Source organism: Hymenobacter rubripertinctus (genome assembly GCF_003583925.1).
In the GTDB taxonomy this organism is placed as follows: Bacteria; Bacteroidota; Bacteroidia; order Cytophagales; family Hymenobacteraceae; genus Hymenobacter; species Hymenobacter rubripertinctus.
The window spans coordinates 117,599-137,477 of record NZ_QYCN01000004.1; the positions used below are offsets into that span (position 1 = coordinate 117,599).

At 61.2% G+C, this 19,879-nt stretch carries 17 protein-coding genes; 7 read left to right on the forward strand and 10 right to left on the reverse strand.

What is annotated here, in order from left to right:
* The first annotated feature begins 192 nt into the window (after positions 1 to 192).
* Entirely contained in the window at positions 193 to 486 is a 294-nt protein-coding gene (locus tag D0T11_RS03830; protein WP_119654463.1) for a hypothetical protein, read from the forward strand.
* On the opposite strand, the gene D0T11_RS03835 is transcribed toward D0T11_RS03830, so the two are convergent.
* Positions 483 to 950, reverse strand: a complete 468-nt coding sequence (locus D0T11_RS03835) for an STAS/SEC14 domain-containing protein (RefSeq protein ID WP_147374509.1) — start codon at positions 948 to 950, stop codon at positions 483 to 485. The two genes, D0T11_RS03830 and D0T11_RS03835, sit on opposite strands and share 4 nt — an antisense overlap.
* A 148-nt stretch (positions 951 to 1,098) precedes the next feature.
* The gene (locus D0T11_RS03840; protein WP_119654465.1) at positions 1,099 to 1,521 is read right to left on the reverse strand and encodes a hypothetical protein; all 423 of its coding nucleotides are present in this window, start codon (positions 1,519 to 1,521) and stop codon (positions 1,099 to 1,101) included.
* A gap of 603 nt (positions 1,522 to 2,124) precedes the next feature.
* Here D0T11_RS03840 and D0T11_RS03845 point away from each other — a divergent pair.
* The 6 genes from D0T11_RS03845 to D0T11_RS03870 all read left to right on the forward strand — a co-directional run bounded on the left by D0T11_RS03845 (position 2,125) and on the right by D0T11_RS03870 (position 8,072).
* A complete protein-coding gene (locus tag D0T11_RS03845; protein WP_119654466.1) occupies positions 2,125 to 2,478 on the forward strand; it encodes a hypothetical protein in 354 nt (117 codons plus the stop codon).
* Positions 2,479 to 2,830: 352 nt separating this feature from the next.
* Complete coding sequence (locus D0T11_RS03850) at positions 2,831 to 5,272, forward strand: TonB-dependent receptor (RefSeq protein ID WP_119654467.1); 2,442 nt, start codon at positions 2,831 to 2,833, stop codon at positions 5,270 to 5,272.
* A 132-nt stretch (positions 5,273 to 5,404) separates the two neighbouring features.
* Positions 5,405 to 6,649: an MFS transporter gene (locus D0T11_RS03855; RefSeq protein ID WP_119654468.1), complete on the forward strand. Its 1,245-nt coding sequence runs from the start codon at positions 5,405 to 5,407 to the stop codon at positions 6,647 to 6,649.
* Positions 6,650 to 6,727: 78 nt separating this feature from the next.
* Positions 6,728 to 7,090 (forward strand): hypothetical protein, encoded by a 363-nt coding sequence (locus D0T11_RS03860; RefSeq protein ID WP_119654469.1) that lies wholly within the window; start codon positions 6,728 to 6,730, stop codon positions 7,088 to 7,090.
* A 102-nt stretch (positions 7,091 to 7,192) separates the two neighbouring features.
* The gene (locus D0T11_RS03865) at positions 7,193 to 7,642 is read left to right on the forward strand and encodes a DUF6526 family protein (RefSeq protein WP_119654470.1); all 450 of its coding nucleotides are present in this window, start codon (positions 7,193 to 7,195) and stop codon (positions 7,640 to 7,642) included.
* Between the two features lie 127 nt (positions 7,643 to 7,769).
* The gene (locus D0T11_RS03870; protein WP_119654471.1) at positions 7,770 to 8,072 is read left to right on the forward strand and encodes a DUF4286 family protein; all 303 of its coding nucleotides are present in this window, start codon (positions 7,770 to 7,772) and stop codon (positions 8,070 to 8,072) included.
* A 106-nt stretch (positions 8,073 to 8,178) separates the two neighbouring features.
* Here D0T11_RS03870 and D0T11_RS03875 read toward each other — a convergent pair whose 3' ends face one another.
* The 8 genes from D0T11_RS03875 to D0T11_RS03915 form a co-directional block, all read right to left on the reverse strand.
* Positions 8,179 to 8,685, reverse strand: a complete 507-nt coding sequence (locus D0T11_RS03875) for a GNAT family N-acetyltransferase (protein WP_119654472.1) — start codon at positions 8,683 to 8,685, stop codon at positions 8,179 to 8,181.
* 189 nt (positions 8,686 to 8,874) lie between these two features.
* Positions 8,875 to 9,093 (reverse strand): hypothetical protein, encoded by a 219-nt coding sequence (locus D0T11_RS03880; RefSeq protein WP_119654473.1) that lies wholly within the window; start codon positions 9,091 to 9,093, stop codon positions 8,875 to 8,877.
* Positions 9,094 to 9,235: 142 nt separating this feature from the next.
* Positions 9,236 to 11,422, reverse strand: coding sequence for a prolyl oligopeptidase family serine peptidase (locus D0T11_RS03885; RefSeq protein WP_119654474.1), 2,187 nt, complete (start codon positions 11,420 to 11,422; stop codon positions 9,236 to 9,238).
* Positions 11,423 to 11,675: 253 nt separating this feature from the next.
* Positions 11,676 to 12,353, reverse strand: a complete 678-nt coding sequence (locus D0T11_RS03890; protein ID WP_119654475.1) for a hypothetical protein — start codon at positions 12,351 to 12,353, stop codon at positions 11,676 to 11,678.
* Positions 12,354 to 12,617: 264 nt separating this feature from the next.
* On the reverse strand, positions 12,618 to 14,078 hold the full coding sequence (locus tag D0T11_RS03900; RefSeq protein ID WP_119654477.1) for a hypothetical protein: 1,461 nt from the start codon (positions 14,076 to 14,078) through the stop codon (positions 12,618 to 12,620).
* A gap of 196 nt (positions 14,079 to 14,274) precedes the next feature.
* Positions 14,275 to 15,714 carry a hypothetical protein gene (locus D0T11_RS03905; protein ID WP_147374510.1) on the reverse strand — a complete coding sequence of 480 codons (1,440 nt, stop codon included), beginning with the start codon at positions 15,712 to 15,714 and terminating at the stop codon, positions 14,275 to 14,277.
* 113 nt (positions 15,715 to 15,827) lie between these two features.
* The gene (locus D0T11_RS03910) at positions 15,828 to 16,235 is read right to left on the reverse strand and encodes a hypothetical protein (protein WP_119654479.1); all 408 of its coding nucleotides are present in this window, start codon (positions 16,233 to 16,235) and stop codon (positions 15,828 to 15,830) included.
* A 139-nt stretch (positions 16,236 to 16,374) separates the two neighbouring features.
* The gene (locus D0T11_RS03915) at positions 16,375 to 19,842 is read right to left on the reverse strand and encodes a hypothetical protein (protein WP_119654480.1); all 3,468 of its coding nucleotides are present in this window, start codon (positions 19,840 to 19,842) and stop codon (positions 16,375 to 16,377) included.
* Positions 19,843 to 19,879: the final 37 nt, after the last annotated feature.

Consider the following 19,879-nt stretch of genomic DNA (forward strand, 5'->3'; position numbering starts at 1 on the left):
ATCAGAAAGAGTGAATGAAAACAAAACCAGACGATTTGCCAGTCCGCGAACCCACGAATCGTGCTGGCGGCCTCGTTTCAAACCCTGTTCCACTTCATGGGCGGCTGCCAGTTTGACAGCGCAATCCATTTTCGCCAATCCCCCCGTAGCTGAGTGTACGTTTTGATAAGGCCTTCTCTTACAGCTACTCCTATGACCAATTACTCTTATTTCCGGCCGGCCGATTTAAGCGCTTTGCTCACGCTGGAACAACGATTCAACGTTATTGCCCGCCGGTTGCTCCTGCACCTTCTCCTGAGTCTGACGGGGTTACTGACCGGCAGTGTGCTGCTGGCTCAGGGCGTTGGGCTTTTTGCGGGGCTGCTGCTGCTGGTTCTGAGCGTGGGGCTGGCCTTGTGGAGTAGCCAGCGCTACCGCTTCGAGCGGGAGCATCTGTGGGTGGCGGTAGTCCGGCTGGCCGAACCTGCAACTCCGCGCCTGTTCTAGGCCACGGCCGAAGCCGTTGGCCTAGCCACTTGGGGGGCCTTGAATGAAGGTTTATGGGTGTTGACCACCTGCTGGAGCCAGTCGAGAGCGGTAGCCGCGTCGTCGAATATCTGCACCTCGAAGGCCGGCGGGATTCCGCGGGCATCGAGCAAGGTTTGGTGCTGCCATTGCGATTTCAGTACCAGGGCCAGATGCCGTAGCGGCAGGGCAGCCACCCGGGGCAGGTAGTGGTATTCCAGCCAGTGCTGATCCAACAGCAGGTCAGGCATGTCCTGAAGGTCCAGCAGCCACGCGCCCACGCCCTGTTGCTGCACCACACCCAACAGATGTTCCAGGGCCGGCGAGGCCCGATGAATGGAGGCCAGCGCCTGCCAATGCGTGCATACTATCTGGGCCGATTGCTCGTACCGGATCAGGAATTCGCTCCCGCTTCTTTTCTGCTGTTGCTCCACCACCTTACGCATGTATCACCGCCCCGTTTAATCTTCTATATCGTTCGCTCAGAGTACAATATTACGGACTACGGGGCAGTGATTACCCCACCAACTCGGCCAACGACGGCAATGAGTCGCTCAACCCAGCCATGCGACTGTCGAAGCGGGGGCGGAAAGCTCAGGGGTTCATCATGGCAGCCTGCGGGGTACCCGAGCGGGAAGCGTGCCGGTTATCCCACTCGGGCAGGGCCTGCTGCCATTCGTTTTCCATCCGCCCGGCCACCAGGGCGGAGGGCGTCAGCCAATCGAGGGCGGCGGGGATGTCGGAAAAGAACTGCACGTTGGCCCGGGGCTGAGGGCGGCCTTCGACCAGCAAGGCTTCTACGACCAATTGGTTGTGCAGATTGATGGGCAGCACCAGCGCCAGCGTCCGGATGGGCAGGGCCTTGAACCGGGGCAACCAGGTTTCACTCAGCCAGGCCTGCTCATCGGTATTGACCAAGGGCAGATTGGACACGTCGGCCAGCCAGCGCCGAACCTGATACTGCTGCGAGTAGGCCAGGAGCCGCTCGAAAGCGGCTGGAATTCCGGCCGTATGCATCGGCCCGGCCCAGTCCCAACGCAGTAATCGGAGAGTGGGCTCCAGCTGAACCTGAAGCGAATCGAAAGCGCAAACCATTTCTAAAACACAAAATCAATCGGTTTATTTGATTGACAGGCACTAAAGTAGGCAATACGCTTGCAGAATAATACAAATTTCGCTTACCCTTCCTATTAGCTCGCTCAAGCCCCACATTCCGTCGCCCGACAGTTTCGGCTCCTTTCCGGGTACGACAGAACCGGGTTGCCGGACGCAGGCTGCGGGGCCGGGACCTGAGTGCCGTCAGCAAAGCCGGCCCGGCCGTTAGCGCAACGCGTTCTTCTGGCTACTGCCGCCTAGCATCAGACAAATAAGGCTTCTGCATGGCCGGAACCGGCAGTTTTGGGCAGGGGCCGCAGGCTGGCCGCCAACCGCCGCAACAACTTAAGGGTCATGTTTTTCATCTCGCTAACACCATGGTTTATCGCCGGCAAAGGTCGGTCGGAACCGTTACGCTACAATGTTGCCGGCATTACGCTTTCGTGATGAAGACTTTCTGATACCCGCAGTATTGTGGCCGGATTTTTCCGCGTACATTTGCGTCCACACGACACATTGTTGCAAATGCGCACCCTTCGAACCCGGCTGGCCTTCGTGCTGCTCCTGTGCTTTGCACGGGTGCTGCTGCCCGATACGTGGGTGCTGGCCCTGCACGCGCACGCGCACACAAATGCGCACACGGTGGAAGGAGCAGTGCCGACTGCCGGCACCGCCCGTTCGAAGGCCCAGCTCAGCGCCCGGCACCAGCATTGCACGGTCGACCATTTTTATGATGCGGCCTTCCAGCCCTCGGCACCGCTGCACTTATCGGTTCGGTTGGCGCTACCCGAAGCGGCACTTTCCTGGGCGGCGCAGTCGGTCTGGCATTCCGCTACCCGCGCTACCGCCGACCTGCGCGGGCCGCCCCGGGTGGCATAAGCATTGCCCAACGGAGCCATTGGCTTCCCCCCAAAACGGAGTAATGGCCGGGCTACGGCCCTACGTTGGCGGCTAATGCCATGAAGCCTGGGTTAGACTGCCGTCTGCGCCCATGCTTGCCCGGTTAGGTATGGCGGGCCGTCGGGTAGCGTGCCTTCAGTCCCTGCTCCTTCTTTTTTCTGACTCATTGGCCGCGTGGCGAACCTGCCGCTCATGGCTGCGCGCTTTTCTCCCGTTTGGTTGTGGAGATATTCCGGAGAAACCCTGGTTACTGACCAGGGTCTTCTTTTCCGGATGCGGGCAGCCTACTGGCCTGTTTCGCGCTTTTTTGCCGCCTCTTCCTGCTATTTCCATGTTTCGTTCTCTATTTGCCGCCGGCCTGCTGCTGAGCGCCGGCGCGGCCGTGGCTCAGACCACTGAGCCCGCACCCGCAGCCTCGCGGGCAGTTGCCGCCGTAACGGGCCGCGTAACCGATGCCGCCACCGGCGAGGCCCTGCCCGGGGCTACCATCTTTTTTCCCGACCTCCGGCAGGCCACGGCCGCCGACGAGCAGGGCCGCTTCAGCTTTGCCAACCTACCCAAGGGGCGGTTTCTGATGCAGGTGCGCTTCGTGGGCTACTCCACCGTGGCCCGGGTGGTAGATACGGGCGCGGGCGCCTCGCTCGACGTGGACCTGGACCCGGCGGCCACCGAAATCGGGCAGGTGGTGGTCACGGGCGTGTCGGCCAGCACCGAGTTGCGCCGCTCGCCCATCCCGATCAACGTGGTCGACCAGACCCGGCTGCGGCAGACCTCGGCCACCAATGCCGTGGACGCCATTGCCCACACGCCCGGCCTGAGCCAGCTTACCACCGGGGCCGCCATCGGCAAGCCCGTTATCCGGGGGCTGGGGTCCAACCGCATCATCACCCTGAACAACGGGGCCAAGCAGGAGGGCCAGCAGTGGGGCGACGAGCACGGCATCGAAATCGACGAATTCAGCATCGATCGGGCCGAAATCATCAAGGGGCCGGGCTCGCTACTGTACGGCTCCGATGGGCTGGCGGGCGTCATCAACTTTCTGCCCGCCGACCCGGTAGCCGACGGCCGGATTCTGGGTGCGGTGGCGGCTACCTACCAAACCAACAACCGCCAACAGGGCTACTCGCTCTGGAACGCAGGCAACCTGAGCGGCCTTAACTGGCAGGTGCGCGGCTCGGGCAAGGTGGCCGGCGACTACCGCAACAAGTACGACGGCCGGGTGTACAACTCCGGGTTTCGAGAGCTGGACGGCAACGGCTACGTGGGCCTCAACAAAAGCTGGGGCTACTCCCACCTCACCTTCAACAGTTTCAACCAGATTCTGGGCCTGATTGAGGGCGAACGGGACTCCACCTCAGGCCAGTTTTTGCGCACCAACAGTCTGGGTGAGGAGGCAGTAGTGCCGCGCAACGGCTTTTCGGGCTACGACCTCGACGTACCCCGCCAGCAAATCAACCATCTGCGCATCGGCACCGATAACAACTTTATTCTGGGCCGGCATCGTCTGACTCTGAACGTGGGCTGGCAACAGAACCTGCGCCGGGAGTTCGGCAACCCCAGGTTCTACTATGAGAAGTCGTTGTTTTTTCAGCTGCGTACCGTGGACTATGCTGCCCGCTGGTTTCTGCCCGAGCTAAACGGCTGGAACACTACGTTTGGGGTGAGCGGCATGCAGCAGGCCAACCAGAACAAGGGCGTGGAATACCTGATTCCGGCCTACCGCCTGCTCGACGGCGGCGTGTTCGGGGTCACCAAGAAGACTTTTGGCAAGCTCGACCTGAGCGGGGGCCTGCGCTACGACCTGCGCCACATTAAGGCCGATGCGCTTTACCTCAACGACGAGGAACAGCCGGTGCCGGCCGGGCAGGGCGAAACTAAGTTTGCGGGCTTCAGCAGCAACTTCCGCAACGTGAGCGGCAGCGTGGGCGGGGCTTATTCGCTGAGCGAGAAGTGGCTGATTAAGGCCAACGCAGCCCGCGGATTCCGGGCGCCCAACATTGCCGAGCTGGGCTCGAACGGCAAGCACGAGGGCACCGTGCGCTACGAAATCGGGGAGCCTGACCTGAAAGCTGAAACCAGCTTCCAGCTCGACGGCGGCCTGGCCTTCACCTCCGACCACGTGAGCCTCTCGGCCGACGTGTTTCGTAACCGCATCAGCCACTACATTTTCCCGCGTGTGCTGGGCGCGGCCGGCGGCGGCGGGGCCGATTCGCTCTCGGCGGAAGGCGACCAAGTGTTCCGCTACGGCCAGGGCGACGCGCGGCTGGCGGGCGGCGAAATCAGCCTCGACCTGCACCCCCACCCGCTGGACTGGCTGCACTTCGAGAACTCGTTTTCGATGGTGCGTGCCCGGCAGTTCGATCAGCCGGCGGGCCAGCAGAACCTGCCCTTTATTCCGGCCGACCGGCTGCAATCGGAGCTGCGGGTGAACTTTCGGAAGGTGGGCAGCTCGCGGTTGCACAACCTCTACGTCCGGGGCGCGGTGGAGCACAACTTCCAGCAACACCGCATCTTCTCGGCCTTCGACACCGAAACCCGCACGCCCGGCTATACGCTGGTGAACCTGGGCCTGGGCTCCGACGTGGTATCGGCCAAGGACCGCACCCTGTTCTCGCTCTACCTCACGCTCAACAACGTGTTCGACGTGGCCTACCAGAATCACCTGAGCCGCCTCAAGTACACGGCTGTAAACGAGGTTACCGGCCGCCAGGGCGTGTACAACATGGGCCGCAACCTGAGCGTGAAGCTCATCGTGCCGCTGTCGTTTAAGTAGCGGATTAATCAAAGGAAACTGTCATGCTGAGCGCAGGCGGAGCCGGAGCCGAAGCATGACAGTCTCCTTTGCCCCCCCCAGCCAAAACCCGCTTTCTGCTATCTTCGGGCTCCCTCCTCAGGCTCCTCCTCTATGCCCACCACTACCTCCCCGCCGGCCCGCACGACCGGCCTGCTCAGCGCCATCGTTATTGTGGCTTCGCTGGGCTATTTCGTCGATATCTACGACCTGATTCTGTTCAGCATCGTGCGGGTCGAGAGCCTCAACGACCTGGGCATCACGGCCAAGGAAGCCGTGACCACCCAGGGGCTCTACCTTATCAATATGCAGATGGGCGGCATGCTGGTTGGGGGCGTGCTCTGGGGCGTGCTGGGCGATAAGCGCGGCCGTTTATCGGTGCTCTTCGGCTCGATTCTGATTTACTCGCTGGCCAACATCGCCAACGGCTTCGTGCAGACGCTGGAGCAGTACGCCTGGCTGCGGCTGATTGCGGGCGTGGGCCTGGCCGGCGAGCTGGGCGCGGGCATTACGCTGGTGGCCGAAACGCTGCCCAAGGAAAAGCGCGGCTACGGCACCATGATTGTGGCTACCGTGGGCGTGAGCGGGGCCATGCTGGCTTACTGGGTAGGGCAGCAGTTCGGGTGGCGCAACGCCTATTTCGTGGGCGGCGGCCTCGGGCTGGCCCTGCTGGCGCTACGGGCGGGTGTGTTCGAATCGGGCCTGTTCCAGCAAACCAGGAATACGGGCGTCGAGCGGGGCAACTTCTTCGCCCTGTTCAGCAACGGGCCGCGGTTGGTGCGCTACCTCAAGTGTTTGCTCATCGGCGTGCCGCTCTGGTTCGTGGTGGGCATTCTCATTACGCTGGCCCCCGAATTTGGGGAGGCGCTGGGCCTGAGTGGCCCCGTAACGGCCGGGCTGGGTGTATTCTGGAGCTACTTCGGACTCGTGTTCGGCGACTTTGCCAGCGGTACCCTAAGCCAGGTATTGCGCAGCCGCAACCGGGCCTTGCAGCTGTTTCTGGGTTTCTGCGCCCTCATGGTGGGCGTATACCTGTTCGGCATTCGCGGGGCCACGCCCACCACATATTATGTGGTCTGCTTTATTCTGGGCTTCGCGGTGGGCTTCTGGGCCCTGTTCGTGACGGTGGCGGCCGAGCAGTTCGGCACCAACCTGCGGGCCACGGTGGCCACCACGGCACCCAACTTCTCGCGCGGCTCGGTGGTGGTGCTCGTGCCGCTGTTTCAGGCCCTGCGCGGCGAATTGGGCATTCTCAACGGGGCGGCCGTGCTGGGCCTGAGCACGCTGCTCGTGGCGTTCTGGGCCGCCAGTACGCTGCCCGAAAGCTTCGGCAAAGACCTCGACTACGTAGAAAAATAACCACCCGGCGGGCCGTTTATTTTTCGGGGATAACGTATAAGAAGGCGCCAATTTTCCTTCCGCAATTTCGTTTTTCCCATGAAAAATTTTCTCGCCCTCACCGCCCTGGCCGCCGCTCTGCTCGGCAGCACCGCCGCCCGGGCCCAGATGACCACCGCTGATTCGCTCCAGCAGCGCTCGGCGGCCGCCGAAGCCGCCCTGGCCGACCAGAAACGGCAGACCAAGGCCACCCGCTCCAGCGTGAGCGACTCCAAAGACCAGGTGCGCGACCAGAAGAACGCCATGCGCGAGCAGCAGCGCCAGCTCAAGGAGCAGAAGCTCGACCTCAAGCGCCAGAAGGACGTTGCTAAGGAGGCCCAGCGCCAGGAAAAGGCCGCCAAGGAAACCATGCGTGAAGAAAAGCGCCGGGCCAAAGAGGCCAAACGCGCCAGCAAGATGTAACTCCGGCGGCCCATTGCCCCGTATGCCCACTCAAGCTCCGGCCCCGGCCGGAGCTTTTGCGCGTTACAGTCTTTTCCATTTCCTCATTCATCCCCCTACCCGATGGCCGCTCAACCAACCAAAAACACGCTCAAATTCTACCCCTGGCACCACTTTGTGCTGCTGCCGCTGGCCCTGATTCTGGCCGGCTACGGCGTACGGCGCTACGTTGCCGTAGCGGGCGACGACACCGAAATTGCCAAGCTCTGGTTTACGGTGGCGGCCCTGGCCGTGGTGGGCCTGGGGGTGCTGCTGATGCTGCGCCAGCACTACGCCCTCACGCTCCAGGACCGCCTGCTTCGGCTGGAAGTGCGCCAACGCTACTTCGAGGTAACCGGCCAGAGCCTGCGCCCCCTCGAGAGCCAACTGGAGCTCGGCCAGATTCTGGCCCTGCGCTTCGCCGGCGACGCCGAGCTGGCCGACCTCACCCAGGCCGCCATCCGCGAAAAACTCAGCTCCAAGGACATCCAGGCCCGCATCCAGGATTTCCAGTTCGACCACATGCGGGTCTGAGGACCAGAAGATAGGGGCCTGCGGGCGTAAGACGTTGGATTTTTTGGCCAACTTTTGCGTTGCCTCCTTTCGGGCCAGTCGCCGACGGCCCTACCTTCACCCACTACCCCACGCTTGCTTACCACCCATGATTCTATACAACGTAACCACCAGCCTCGACCCGGAAATTGCGGAGCAGTGGCTGAATTACATGCGCGAAACGCACATGCCGGACGTAATGACCACCGGCTTTTTCCTCAAAAGCCAGCTCTGCCGCATGCTTGATGAAGCGGAAGGGGGCATTACCTACGCCTCCCAGTACTATTGTGTGAGCTTAGAGCAGCTCCAGGAATACCAGCGCGTAGCCGCGCCCGCGCTGGTGGCCGAGATGGACAAGCATTTCGGCGGCCGCTACGCCTCCTTCCGCACGACGCTGGAAGTGGTGGGCTGAGTGAGAAGAATGTGGCGCGGACTTCGGTCCGTAGCCCGCTAGCTTGAACTACTAAACTAGACGGCTACGGATTGAAGTCCGTGCCACATTTTTCTTACGTGAAAGCCTATTCCTCCCGCACGGCTGGCTCTACGGCGGGGTCGCAGTGGAATTTTTGAATTTGCTCGGCCGTGAGCGTGCCGTTGTACCACTCGGGGTCGAGGTCGGCACCCAGCTTCTTATAGAAGCCGATGGCCGGCTCGTTCCACTCCAGCACCTGCCAGCGCAGGCGGTAGGCGCCGGTATGGCGGGCTTCGGCCACCACGGCCTCGAAGAGCCGCTTGCCCAGGCCGGTGCCGCGCATGTGCTCGGTTACCACTAAGTCTTCCAGAAACAGCATCCGGCCTTTCCAGGTAGAGTAGGCCGTGTAGTAGAGCGCGATACCCACCACCGGGCCATCGGGCACTTCCAGGGCTACAAAGAAGCCGAAAATCGGTTGCGGCCCGAACCCGTCGCGCTGCATGTCGGCCAGCGTGTTCGTGACTTCCTGAGCGGCTTTTTCGTACTCGGCCAGCTCTTGAATCAGGGCCAGCACCTGCGGCAAATCGGCCTCCCGGCCCCGGCGAATAAACATAGTGGTAGGGGTGAGGAGAGAGAGAACGTCATTGCTAGCTGGCCGAGGAATCTCGCGTGCCAGAATGCGTGGACAGCGACAATCATCCGCCGCCAGTCCAAGGTAAGACCCTGAACGCGAAAAGAGCAACGGCCCGATGAGGTCGTTGCTCTTTTCGTTTTATACTGGAATTATACTGGAAGCCGTTAATTACATTACGGGCTGCATTTTTTTGATATCCTCGGTGGCATTCAGGGCGTTGATTTCGCGGGTAGCAGGATCCACCTTGCCGCCGGTTGTATCGACGGGGGCCGGGTACTCCAGGGCCTTCACCGTCACGTTCTCATCCTGTTTGTTGTCGGGGTTGCTGCACGAGGTAACGGTTAACAGCGAAGCGGCCAGCAGACCGAGCAGGGACATTTTTTTCATATCAGAAAGCAAAAAGACAAAGGTAGTTACAAGCGTTGCGGCCGCAAAGATACGGCAAATCAGTTGCCAGTTAGCAGTGTTCAGTTGCCAGGCTGCGTAATGACAACCGAACACTGCTAACTGGCAACCGAACACTGACAACTTACTTCCCAAACGGCTTCACGCCCATGTTGTAGAAGGCAAAAGACCAGATATCAGCCCATTCCTGGATCTGGAGCTTGGTGCTTTTGCCCGCGCCGTGGCCCGCGTTTACGTCTACGCGGATGAGTTGGGGGTTGGGGCCTTCGTTGGCGGCTTGCAAGGCGGCGGCGTACTTAAACGAGTGGGCCGGCACTACGCGGTCGTCGTGGTCGGCGGTGGTAATCATGGTGGCCGGGTAGGTGGCGGGTTTCAGGTTGTGCAGGGGCGAGAACCGGTAGAGGTTCTGGAACTGCTCGTAGTTGTCACTGGTGCCGTATTCGGGAGCCCAGTTCCAGCCGATGGTGAACTTCTGGTAGCGTAGCATGTCCATCACGCCCACGGCCGGGAAGGCCACTTTGCACAGGTCCGGGCGTTGCGTCATGGTGGCGCCCACGAGCAAACCGCCGTTAGAACCGCCGGCCATGGCCAGCTTGCCGGTGCTGGTGTAGCCCTGCACTTTCAGGTACTCGGCGGCGGCAATAAAGTCGTCGAACACGTTCTGCTTGTTGGGCGTCATGCCGGCCTGGTGCCAGGCCTCGCCGTACTCGCCGCCGCCCCGCAGGTTGGGAATGGCGATGATGCCGCCGTTTTCGAGCCATAGCATCCGGGCCACCGAGAAGCCCGGCGTGAGCGAGATATTGAACCCGCCATAGGCGTACAGGTAAGTCGGATTCTGGCCGTCGAGCTTGAGGCCTTTTTTGTGGGTGATGAACATGGGCACCTTCGTGCCGTCTTTGCTTTGGTAGAACACCTGGGTCGTCACGTAGTCGTCCGGATTCACGTCCACTTTCGGGGCCCGGAACACGGTGCTGGTGTTGGTGGCAAGGTCGTACTTATAGATGGTGGTTGGGTACGTGAACGAGGTGAAGGCGTAGTACACCTCCTTGGCGTCGGGCTTGCCGCCGAAGCCCGAGGCCGTGCCGATGGCCGGCAGGGCCACATCGTGCTTGAATTCGCCCTTCTCGGTGTACACCTTAATCAGGCTGCTGGCATCTTTCAGGTAAGACGCCACCAGGTGCCCGCCCACGTGGTCGACGCCTTCGAGCTTCTGCTGGGTTTCGGGCAGCACGGTTTTCCAGTTTTTCTCCTGGGGCTTTTTGGGGTCGATGAGCACGACCCGGTAGTTGGGCGCGCCGTTGTTGGTGAGCACGAGCAGCTGGTCGCCCACGTTACCGACCACCGAGTTATTGAACTCGTAGCTGGTGATGAGCGGCATGAACGTACCCTCCTGTTTGCGGTCAGTCAGGTCGCGCACCGAAACGCGGTTGCCGTCGGCCTTGCTGTCGGTGAGGTAAAGGGTGAGGAACCGCTCGTCGTCGGTGGTGCCCACGTAGCGGAAGCCCAGCGGGCTTTTGGGGTCCTCGTACACCAGTCGGTCGGTGCTTTGGGGCTTGCCGAGCATGTGGTAGTACACCTTGTGAAACTCGTTTTTGCCGGCCAGGCTGTTCTCACCGGCCTTGGGCGCATCGTAGCGACTATAGAAGAAGCCGTTCTTGTACCAGGAAGCGCCTGATACTTTCACCCACTCCAGGTTATCGTCGAGCGGCTGGCGGGTTTTGAGGTCCATGACCTTCATTTTCTGCCAGTCGGAGCCGCCGCCGCTGGTGGCGTAGGCCAGGTAGCGGTGGTCGTGGGAGAAATAGGTGCCGGCCAGGGCCGTGGTACCATCAGCGGAGAACTTGTTGGGGTCGAGCAGCACCTCGGCCGTGCCATCGGCACCCGTTTGGGCATACAGCACCGACTGGTTCTGGAGGCCGTCGTTCTTGCTGAAGTAGAGCATGTCGCCCTCCTGCTGGGGAATCCCGAATTTCTCGTAGTTCCAGAGCGTGGTGAGCCGCTCGCGGATTTTGTCGCGGAACGGAATCTGGTCCAGATAGCCAAACGTGACCTTGTTTTCGGCCGTCACCCAGCTCTTGGTCTCGGGCGAATCGAGGTTTTCGAGCCAACGGTAGGGGTCGGCCACGGAGGTACCGAAGTAATCGTCCTTCTGGTCGATTTTCTGGGTTTGGGGGTAGTTGAGCACGAATTTGGCGGTGGGGGCAGACATAGATTTAGACTCGGCCGTAGTGGCGGCCGGCATCGAAGGCTGCGAGGAGCGGCAAGCGGCCAGGCTGGCCAGCGCCAGAACGGGAACAGTAAATTTGCGCATGGGAGGGAATACAGATGGAAGCCGAAGATAACCCTCGCGGCGGGAACAAGCCGCCAGGACCCAGCACTTGCCGACCAGAGCTAAGAACTAGCTCCCCTCCTTGGAAAGGAGAGGAGGGGGGTGGTTGATTCTAGCGGAACATCATGCGGGGTCGTTCAACGATTGTCAACCACCCCCAGCCCCTCCTTTCCAAGGAGGGGAGCTAACCTCTAGCTCTAACCTTAAAAAGCTCGTCCTCCAGCCCAGCCCACCCCTACTGCATCCGGCCCACCTTCGGAATCACCTGAATCAGGAAGCGCTTGTTGTCGCCTTCGCGGCGGCCCTGGTAGCGGCCGGTGCCGTAGAAGCCGCTGCCCCCGATGATGAGCTCGATGTTGCGGTCCTGGCCGAAATCGAGGCCGTTTTGCTTCCAGAAGTTGAGCAAACTTAGGGCCCGGCGGTAGCTGAGCTGGTAGGTAGTTTGCTCCTCGCGGGCGTTGCGCGGGTCGCCGGCGGGGTAGCGGGCGGCCATGCCCTCCACAATCACGAGGTAGCGCACCGGCTGGTCGGTTTTGATGCTTTTGAGCACCGTGCGCAACGTCCGGCCGGCCTGCAGCAGGGCGGGCTTGTAGGCGTCCTGGATTTCGTCGCGGCCCGATTTAAACTGCACGGGCACCAGCAGCTCGTGCCGCTCATTGGTGGGGTCGTAGCGGAAGTACTTGCCCTCCAGCCGCTGCAAGGAGCGGCGGATTTTGGTAATCTGCTCCAGCTCCTCGGCCTTGGCTTTCAGCTCGCCGTTGGCTTGCTTGAGTTCCCCCTCGCGGTCCTTAAACAGCTTGAAACTGTACACGAACAGCACCAGCATCACCACGAACAACGACGTCATCAGGTCCACGTAGCTGGGCCAGAAGAAGTCGTTTTGTTGGCGTTTGTTGGAGGTGGGGTTGTTCATTAAATTATAAGCTGAGAATTAAATTGTTTTGCTCATGAAACTAAGGAGTCCCTATAAAGCCCGCTAGAGATATTACAAAGGCAGGCCACGTAAAGACGAAGCCTATCCAAAGAATGAATGCTATTATCCGGATAACGAGCTTTAGCCAATGATTCTCTTTTGGTCTGATAATAAGGAAGATGTAGCCAAGCACCATGCCCGCCACCTGAACTGCCGCCCCACCAAGAAATATCATTGCTTCTGTAGACATAACAGACCCATACATTACACCGGCTTCACGCCCCCAAACAGCTTGTCCATGAACCGCTGGAAACTGTTCTTGGCGGTGGCTTTTACCAGCACCGTGTTCAGGTTGGAAATTTCGGCGAGCAGCTTGGCCTGAATCTGGGAATCCAGTTCCACTTTGCGCAGTAGCTCGCGCTGGGTGGCGGTGACGTCGCGGCTCAGGTCGGCCTGCTGGACGTTGAGGTTCTGGAAGGGCTCCAGTTGCTTGAGTAGCTTCTCGAACACGTTGTCGGCGTTGAGCTGCTGGTAGTACTGCTGCCACTTTTCGTAGGCTAGCTGGGCCTGCCGCTCGTTTTGGGCCTGACGCTGAGTGAGGATGTCGGCCAGATTGACGCCCGCCTGGTCGATGTGCTGTTCGGCCCGGTCGCGCAGGTTGCGCAGCTCGGTCTGGTGCTTCTGGAAGAAGTCGAGCATGAGCTGCACCGAGTTGTTGCCGCTGCCCACGTACTGGCCCAAATCGTTGATGCCCTTCTCGAAGCCCCGCAGCCGGTCCAGAATCCCGTTCACGCTCTGGGCCGACTGGTAGCCGTTTTCCAGCATCTGGTTGAGCTGCTGCTGGTAGCCGGTAAAGGCCGCGAACATATCGGCCGACTCGCGCACCTTCTCGAACACGGCAATATTAGCGGCGGCCATCTTATCGTAGCCGATAGTGTCGAGGCGCTGCAGAAAGTCGCTCTGCACCCGGATGTTCTCCGTCACCTTGTCCATGAGCGGGTTGAACAAATCCACCTGGCCCACGAACTGCTGGTTGAAGGCATCGAGCACCGACTTGAGGTTGCTCAGGCTGCCGGCCATATCGGAATGCAGAATAGGCAGCAGCCGCACCTGGAGCACGGTGTAGTACTGGTTCTGGCGGCCGTCGAGCTGGCGACGGGCCTCGCGCAACAGCCCGTTGCCGAGCAGCGTGAGCAGCAAGCCCACAAACGAGCCGGTCATGGCAATCAGCACCCCGGTCAGGAAGGGCGTCAGCGCATTTTCGTCCGACACGCCGTTGCGGGCAATGCCCACCAGGCCCAGAATCACGCCCAGAAACGTACCCAGCAAACCCAGGTACAAGGGCGTCGACACGTTGGCCTGCACCTCGTTGTCGAGCACCTGACTGCGGCGCTCCGAAATGTCCTTGAGAATCCCGAAATCGGCCGCTGCGCCCTTGTTGTGGCGCAGGTAGTCGTTGGTATCGAGCAGTATTTCCTCGAACTCGGTGGAGGCGTTATCGGCCTTGAGCAGGGTGGCCGGGTAGGCATCGGCAGGCGCGTCGGCGGCGTATTCGGGCAGGTCACGGCCGTCGGGCAGCAAGAGGCGCTGCTCCACGCGCAGGGTTTCGCGGGGCGGATACAGCTGGCTGAGCTGGCGCGTTTTGGCCCGGGTTTGCAGAAACGTGCGAATCTGCAGGCCCACTACCACGACGACAACCAGAACTTCGAGAATGATTTCGAGCATAGACAACGAAACTACGGCTAAAAACTAGTTCCCCTCCTTGGAAAATGTCGCGCATAGAGCGAGTGTGGGCTAGGGGTGGTTGATGCCAGCAGAACTGTTTTTAGAACTAGCCTTAGTTTCTAGCAGTCGTTCTGACAGCATCAACCACCCCCAACCCCTCCTTTCCAAGGAGGGGAGCTAGTCTTCTAGCTCCGTTCTACTCAAACCGAATAGCCGCTTTCTGCTCAATCTGCCAGCTGCCGGCCACCTTGCGCAACACCCCTTCCTCGTCCGTCACGATGCGGGTTACCGGGCTGCTGGGTTGCTGGTAGCGGCAGGCCTCGCGCAACGAATACTGGGCGCTCTGGATGGCGTAGGCGTGGATGGCGGGGTTAGGCGTGACGTTGAACGTGGCCAGTTCGGGCCACTGCGGATCGAAGTGGAGCTCGTAGATGCTGTCGTGCTGGGGCTCATCGGAAAGGTCGTACTCGCTGAACGCCCCGTTCACCGGCACCTTCACGTAGCGCGTGAACTGGGCCGGGCCGGCCGGCTCCACCGGCGCAGCCATCGGCTCCGGCTCCGGGGCAGCCGGCGCGGCGGAGGGCAACTGCACGGGCGGCACCAGACTCTCAAACTCGTCGCGGGGCGAGGCCGTGGGCGAACCCGCCGGAGTAGCCGCTGGTGGTGCGGGCACCTCGGAAAGCTTGACCGGCACCTCAGCGACTCGCTTTTCGGGCGCAGCGGGCGGCGTGGGGCGTGAGGCCGCAGCCACCGGAGCTGAGGTGGTCAGGCCGGTCGGCTGACGACGGTTCTGGTCCAGTGCTTCGGCCACGCGCTGGGTCACCAGTTTCTCTACTTCGCGGCGCTGGGCGGGCGTGAGGTGGTCGGCGGCGGCAGTTGCGGCGGCGGGGCCACCGCCCATTTTCACGGCGTCGATATCGGTGCGGTGCCGGCCTACGCGGTCGGCTAGGGCGTTTACTTTACGGTTAAGCAGCCAGAACAACACCAAGGCCAGCAGCCCCAGAATCAGGGCCAGCGGGGCAAACAGCTTATCCATCACACTCTCCCCTACCCCACTGGCGGCCGGCGCATTTCCGCCCAATCCCGCTTCGGCCGGACCAGCATCGGCGGGCGCGGCGGCGCTAGATTCGTCGAGGTCGGCGGTGGTATCGAGGGTTTCGGGGGCCGGTTCGGCCCCGGCGAGGTTACCGATGGGTGTGCCGCTGTTCACGTAACTGTTGAGGGCCGTTTCGAGAGTCGTCAGGCGCTGCATCCGGGCCGGGTCGGCGCGGCGGGCAGCCGATGATTTCAGCTTAGCCACGATTTCTGACGTCAGCTTTTGCAGCCGCGAATCGTTGCTGCCGAGGCCCTTGTACATCGTACCCCGGCCTTCCAGCGGCTGATAGAGCAGGCTATACACCTTCTGGCTGTCGGCTTTGATGCTGTTTTCGAACGCCTTGAGTGAGCCGCCACAGTTCAGCTTGTCCGTGAGGTTGCCGCGGCCGTTATCGTCGTACACGTAGCGCACGGCGGCACACCATACCTGCACCTTCTGCTCATCGAGCGTGGGCTGGCCGGGGGCGGTTTGGGCATGGCTGCCGGCCGCCAGGAGCAGCAGGCCGGTAAGCAAAGAAGCAGCGCGGCGGGAAAGGGTCATAGGTTGGGGTAAATGGATTCTGAATTCCTAGCGTCCCAGGGTTGAAACCTTGGGCTAGTCAGTGGGAAGAGCAGGCAAAAATTCGTTAGCGAGGGTATTTGTGAATGAAACCGTTACAATAGGAGTACATACTGCTCTATTCCGTCCCATCCATCACCACAAAATTCCCAGCCAGTTTCATACTCAACAAGACTGTATTTCTTGATGAATGTGGGGGGAATCTGTACTGGTTTGTTCAAATAACACCCCATCATTCTATCGTATGAATTGAAGAGCGTTGCTTCCCCTCTTTCAATAATACTGTGAATTACGCTGGGTAAAATATCAGTGCAAACCAGCAGCTTGATTAGCTCTTTACGCCTCGATAACGGCACAAATACTTCGGCTTGCTCAATCTTCACTTCAACAGCAATGGATTTTACTTTTTGCAGAATCTCATCTTCCGTTGAATAAAAAACAACACAAGCATCGTCTGGCATTAAGCGAAGCAAATCGATAAAGAAGTTGACGTTCTTGTTCATCTCGCATCTACTCAAAGCCAAATCAGCAGCTTTCCCAATGATGAAGTTTTAAAATCAGCTGTTCAAAAGGGCATCAATTTTGGAAACCGCTACATAGCCCAGGGTTTCAACCCTGGGCTATGTAGCGGTTTCCAAAACACTACGCCTGCAACTCGCGGCTCAGGTTATACAACGCTTGCTTTAACGGCAGAAAAAACAGCGTTTCGGGCAGGGTTTCGTCGGCGGAGAGCTGGCGCTGGAACTGGTGCAGGCCCAGGCTCAGGCTGTCCTCGATTTCGCGGAGCAGAATGTCCTTGACGCGCTGGCGGTCCACGTCGACACCCACTTCGCGCAGGTAGGGCGCAACTTCGTCGCCTTCGAGCACCAGCGTGAGGTAGTCGCGGACGTTGGCCAGCACCTGGTCTTTAAGGGCGGCGTCGACCTGGTTGAGCTTGAGGCGCTGCTGGTTCAGCTCCGCGCCCTCCACGGTGCCGCTGTATTTCACCGACTGCACGTTGTCGTAGTCGGCGTGGCTGGCTTTTTCCTCGTAGAGCACGCCGCCGTTGGTGGTAGCTTCCTTGGGGTTGTCGGCCAGAATGACGCGGAAATTGTGGGGCGGCTCGGTGCCGGTTACGGCCTGGAAGATGGCTTTGGTAATCTTTTCGATAGCCACCAGCGAGTTGCCGCCGGCCAGCAGGCGCAAATACAGGCTGCCCTTACCCGAGAAGCAGAGGTAGCGCGGCGTTTTCAGCCCCAAATGCTTGGTGAGCTGGGCCGTGTGGTAGATGATGCTGGTGTAGTGCAAGTAGAACAGCACCCGCAGCTGCCGGCCCTTGCCCAGGCCCAGGGCCTGGGTGAAGCGCAGGGCGTCATCGTACTTAAACAGCAGGCTCGTGACATCAGCGGAGCCGAAATCGGTGTTGCTGAGCGCGGCGCGCAGGTAGCCCTTGTACTCCTGGTTCTGCTCCGAGTCGGGCAGGCTTTCGACGTGGCTCACGCCGAGGCGCAGCAGGCCGTTCTGCTTGGGCGCGCCCTGCACGCGGGCGTAGCCGTCGCCCCAGAGGTCGTCGCCGGCAAAGCGGAACGAGGTGCTGTAGGCCGGTTTTTGGTCGGCGAAGAGCAGCAAGTCGGTAGTGCCGCCGCCGATATCGATGTTCACCACGTTCTCGTCGCGGTTGGGCACGACTTGGTTGGTGGCGGTGAGGTAGTAGTAGGGCGCCACCGATTCGGTGAGGCAGACGGTGGGCCGCTTGGTCTTGAACACCTGCTGGAACCCCTCGTCCCAGACCTGCTGGAACTGGTTGCGCAGGAACCCATCGAAGCTCAACGGCGCGAACCACACTACCCGGGTGTCTTCGAGAATACCGCCGTGCAAAGCCGCCTTGTGGCGCAGCAGTAGCAGAATTTCCTTGAAGAACGCCTCAATGCGCGACACGCCCTGGGGGTCGAGCTCGGCCGACCATTTCAGGTTGGTGATGAAGCGGTTCTGGGGCAGCTCGGCAGTGGTTTCGGTGTTGATGCTGAAGCCGATGTTGATGTTGCTGAGCACCTTGGCCGGCTCGTTGGCAAACGACGTGGTTTCGCACACGGCGGTCCGAATCGGGAACTCGTACACCGAGCCGCCCTCCCCGATAAAGCTGGGCACGAACTCCCGGTTTTGCAGCGTGGCTACGTCGGAGTTCAGCTGCCCGGCCCCAAACCGGTAGCGCTGGGCGGCCGACTGCCCGGCGTCGGCCAGCGGGGCGCTGAGCCACTCCACCTGCACGTCGGACTCGCCGATGGTGAGCGGGCGCGGGTGGGCCGAGGGCGAATCGGCGTAGGCCACGTGGGTGTTGGTGGTGCCGAAATCGACGGCGAACGTGAAGCGGCGGGTGCCGCGCTCCAGCTCGCGCCAGCGCGGCACGAACAGGCCCCGGGCCGGCTCGGCGCCCAGCGTGGCGGGCGGGCAGGTCAGCTCGGCCAGGTCGAAGTGGGTGCCCGTGATTTCGTAGTAGGTGCTGCCGGCGGTGGCCACGCTTTTCTGGGTGCGCTCGTAGCGGGTGGCGCGGCGGGCGGCGCCCTGCTCGGTAATCCGCTCCCCGTTCACGAAAAACGTGAGGTCGTAGCGGCGGTTGAGCATGGTGGGCGCGTTGTCGGCATCCACCAGCATCACCTTGTAGAGGTCGTTGAACTCGGGCTGGTAGCTCACCTTGTAGAACGGGAACACGCCCACGCCCACGTTGGCCTTCACAATGCGGCCCTTCTCCAGAATCTCGCGACCCTGGGCGTCCTTGGGATTCTGGGGATTAGTGTAGTAGCTGCGCTCGAAGGTAATGAAGCGGCCCGCCTGCACCGGCACCCGCAACTGCACGCGTACGTGGCTCAGGTCGATGGTGAAGGTGAGCAGTTCGGCCAGCTCGTGCTCGGTGAAGTACTCAAAAAACGCCTGTTTCAGGGGCAGCAGGTACGGGAACCGCGCCCGGCCCTGCCCATCGGCCCCGTACTGGAACGTGACTTTGCCGGTATGGAAACGCTGGGTGTTCAGCTCGTAGGGCAGCTCCACCAGCGAGTCTTCCAGCAAATCACCTACCGTGAGGTAAGGGTACTTGAAGCCTTTACCGGGCAGCACCCGGTTTTCCAGGGCCAGTTCGTCGTGGTAGGGCACCGGCGTGCGGTCGTCCCAGGGCTGGCCGTTGAGGTAGTTGGCCCCAGGCATCGTCAGGTTGGGGCGCAGCACCAGCGGGCGCGGGCGGCCACCCACGGCTTCGCGGGTGGGCTGAATGAACAGGTCGGAGCTGGTGACGGCCGACTGGTCGGCGCGGCCGGGCAGGGGCACGCCTTTCACGCTCACCAGGTTGCCCTGCACGTCGGTCAGGGCCGGGAAGCGGGCCGCGAACTGCTGGGCCGTCCGGTCGCCCTGCATCTGGAGTTGGTTGATTTTGGCCCGATCGAGGCCGGCGTACACGCTGCCCGCAAACTCACGACGCTGCAACTGCGGATACGCCAGAAACAGCTCATACACGAACTCCCGGAACTGCGGGTCGCGGTCCTGGAGCAGCACGGTCTGGTGGTCGAAGTAGTGGCCACGGGCCTGGGGGCGCTCCAGGTCGAGCGCGCCCACACCAGGACCGGTAAACAGCAGCGTCAGTGGCGAGGTGCCGCCCAGCAGCCGTGTGCCGCCCGCCAGCTCCGGCGATTCATAGTACACTAGGTACATGTCGGAGAAGTCGCGGAACCGCTCGTCCTGCAGGTACAGCTGCAGGGTTTCGCCCAGCAGGCGCGTGCCTTCGCTCTGCTTCATGCGCTGAATCTCGGCCTCGGCATTCCAGCGGCGCAGCGAGATTTTGCGGCCCGCCTGGGTGTAGAGGTGGTAGTTGTAGAGCAGCTCCAGCAAGTCCCAGAAGTGGGTCGTCAGCTCGTGGTACACCGAGCCGGGGTTCTGCTGCCCCTCCCGGGCCAGGAAGTCGAAGGCCGTCTCAAACAGGTGCATCCGCGCAAACGGCGTGGGGATGCTCACCGCCAGATTGCGCGACTTGCCGCCCGCCGGGTCGGTTACGGTGTTGATTTCGGTGCTCGTGACGGGGGCGGTTTTCTGCCAGCCCTGCACCTGCTGGGAGCCGTTGTTGTGTAAGCGAAGGACTTTGGGCATATCGTTTCCGGGGTTCCAAGTTCCCAGGGTTGAAACC

Excerpts from the sequence above, each read along its gene's own strand:
- D0T11_RS03830 (WP_119654463.1), top strand. The coding sequence starts at position 193 with ATGACCAATTACTCTTATTTCCGGCCGGCCGATTTAAGCGCTTTGCTC.
- D0T11_RS03835 (WP_147374509.1), bottom strand. The coding sequence starts at position 950 with ATGCGTAAGGTGGTGGAGCAACAGCAGAAAAGAAGCGGGAGCGAATTC.
- D0T11_RS03840 (WP_119654465.1), bottom strand. The coding sequence starts at position 1,521 with ATGCATACGGCCGGAATTCCAGCCGCTTTCGAGCGGCTCCTGGCCTAC.
- D0T11_RS03845 (WP_119654466.1), top strand. The coding sequence starts at position 2,125 with ATGCGCACCCTTCGAACCCGGCTGGCCTTCGTGCTGCTCCTGTGCTTT.
- D0T11_RS03850 (WP_119654467.1), top strand. The coding sequence starts at position 2,831 with ATGTTTCGTTCTCTATTTGCCGCCGGCCTGCTGCTGAGCGCCGGCGCG.
- D0T11_RS03855 (WP_119654468.1), top strand. The coding sequence starts at position 5,405 with ATGCCCACCACTACCTCCCCGCCGGCCCGCACGACCGGCCTGCTCAGC.
- D0T11_RS03860 (WP_119654469.1), top strand. The coding sequence starts at position 6,728 with ATGAAAAATTTTCTCGCCCTCACCGCCCTGGCCGCCGCTCTGCTCGGC.
- D0T11_RS03865 (WP_119654470.1), top strand. The coding sequence starts at position 7,193 with ATGGCCGCTCAACCAACCAAAAACACGCTCAAATTCTACCCCTGGCAC.
- D0T11_RS03870 (WP_119654471.1), top strand. The coding sequence starts at position 7,770 with ATGATTCTATACAACGTAACCACCAGCCTCGACCCGGAAATTGCGGAG.
- D0T11_RS03875 (WP_119654472.1), bottom strand. The coding sequence starts at position 8,685 with ATGTTTATTCGCCGGGGCCGGGAGGCCGATTTGCCGCAGGTGCTGGCC.
- D0T11_RS03880 (WP_119654473.1), bottom strand. The coding sequence starts at position 9,093 with ATGAAAAAAATGTCCCTGCTCGGTCTGCTGGCCGCTTCGCTGTTAACC.
- D0T11_RS03885 (WP_119654474.1), bottom strand. The coding sequence starts at position 11,422 with ATGCGCAAATTTACTGTTCCCGTTCTGGCGCTGGCCAGCCTGGCCGCT.
- D0T11_RS03890 (WP_119654475.1), bottom strand. The coding sequence starts at position 12,353 with ATGAACAACCCCACCTCCAACAAACGCCAACAAAACGACTTCTTCTGG.
- D0T11_RS03900 (WP_119654477.1), bottom strand. The coding sequence starts at position 14,078 with ATGCTCGAAATCATTCTCGAAGTTCTGGTTGTCGTCGTGGTAGTGGGC.
- D0T11_RS03905 (WP_147374510.1), bottom strand. The coding sequence starts at position 15,714 with ATGACCCTTTCCCGCCGCGCTGCTTCTTTGCTTACCGGCCTGCTGCTC.
- D0T11_RS03910 (WP_119654479.1), bottom strand. The coding sequence starts at position 16,235 with ATGAACAAGAACGTCAACTTCTTTATCGATTTGCTTCGCTTAATGCCA.
- D0T11_RS03915 (WP_119654480.1), bottom strand. The coding sequence starts at position 19,842 with ATGCCCAAAGTCCTTCGCTTACACAACAACGGCTCCCAGCAGGTGCAG.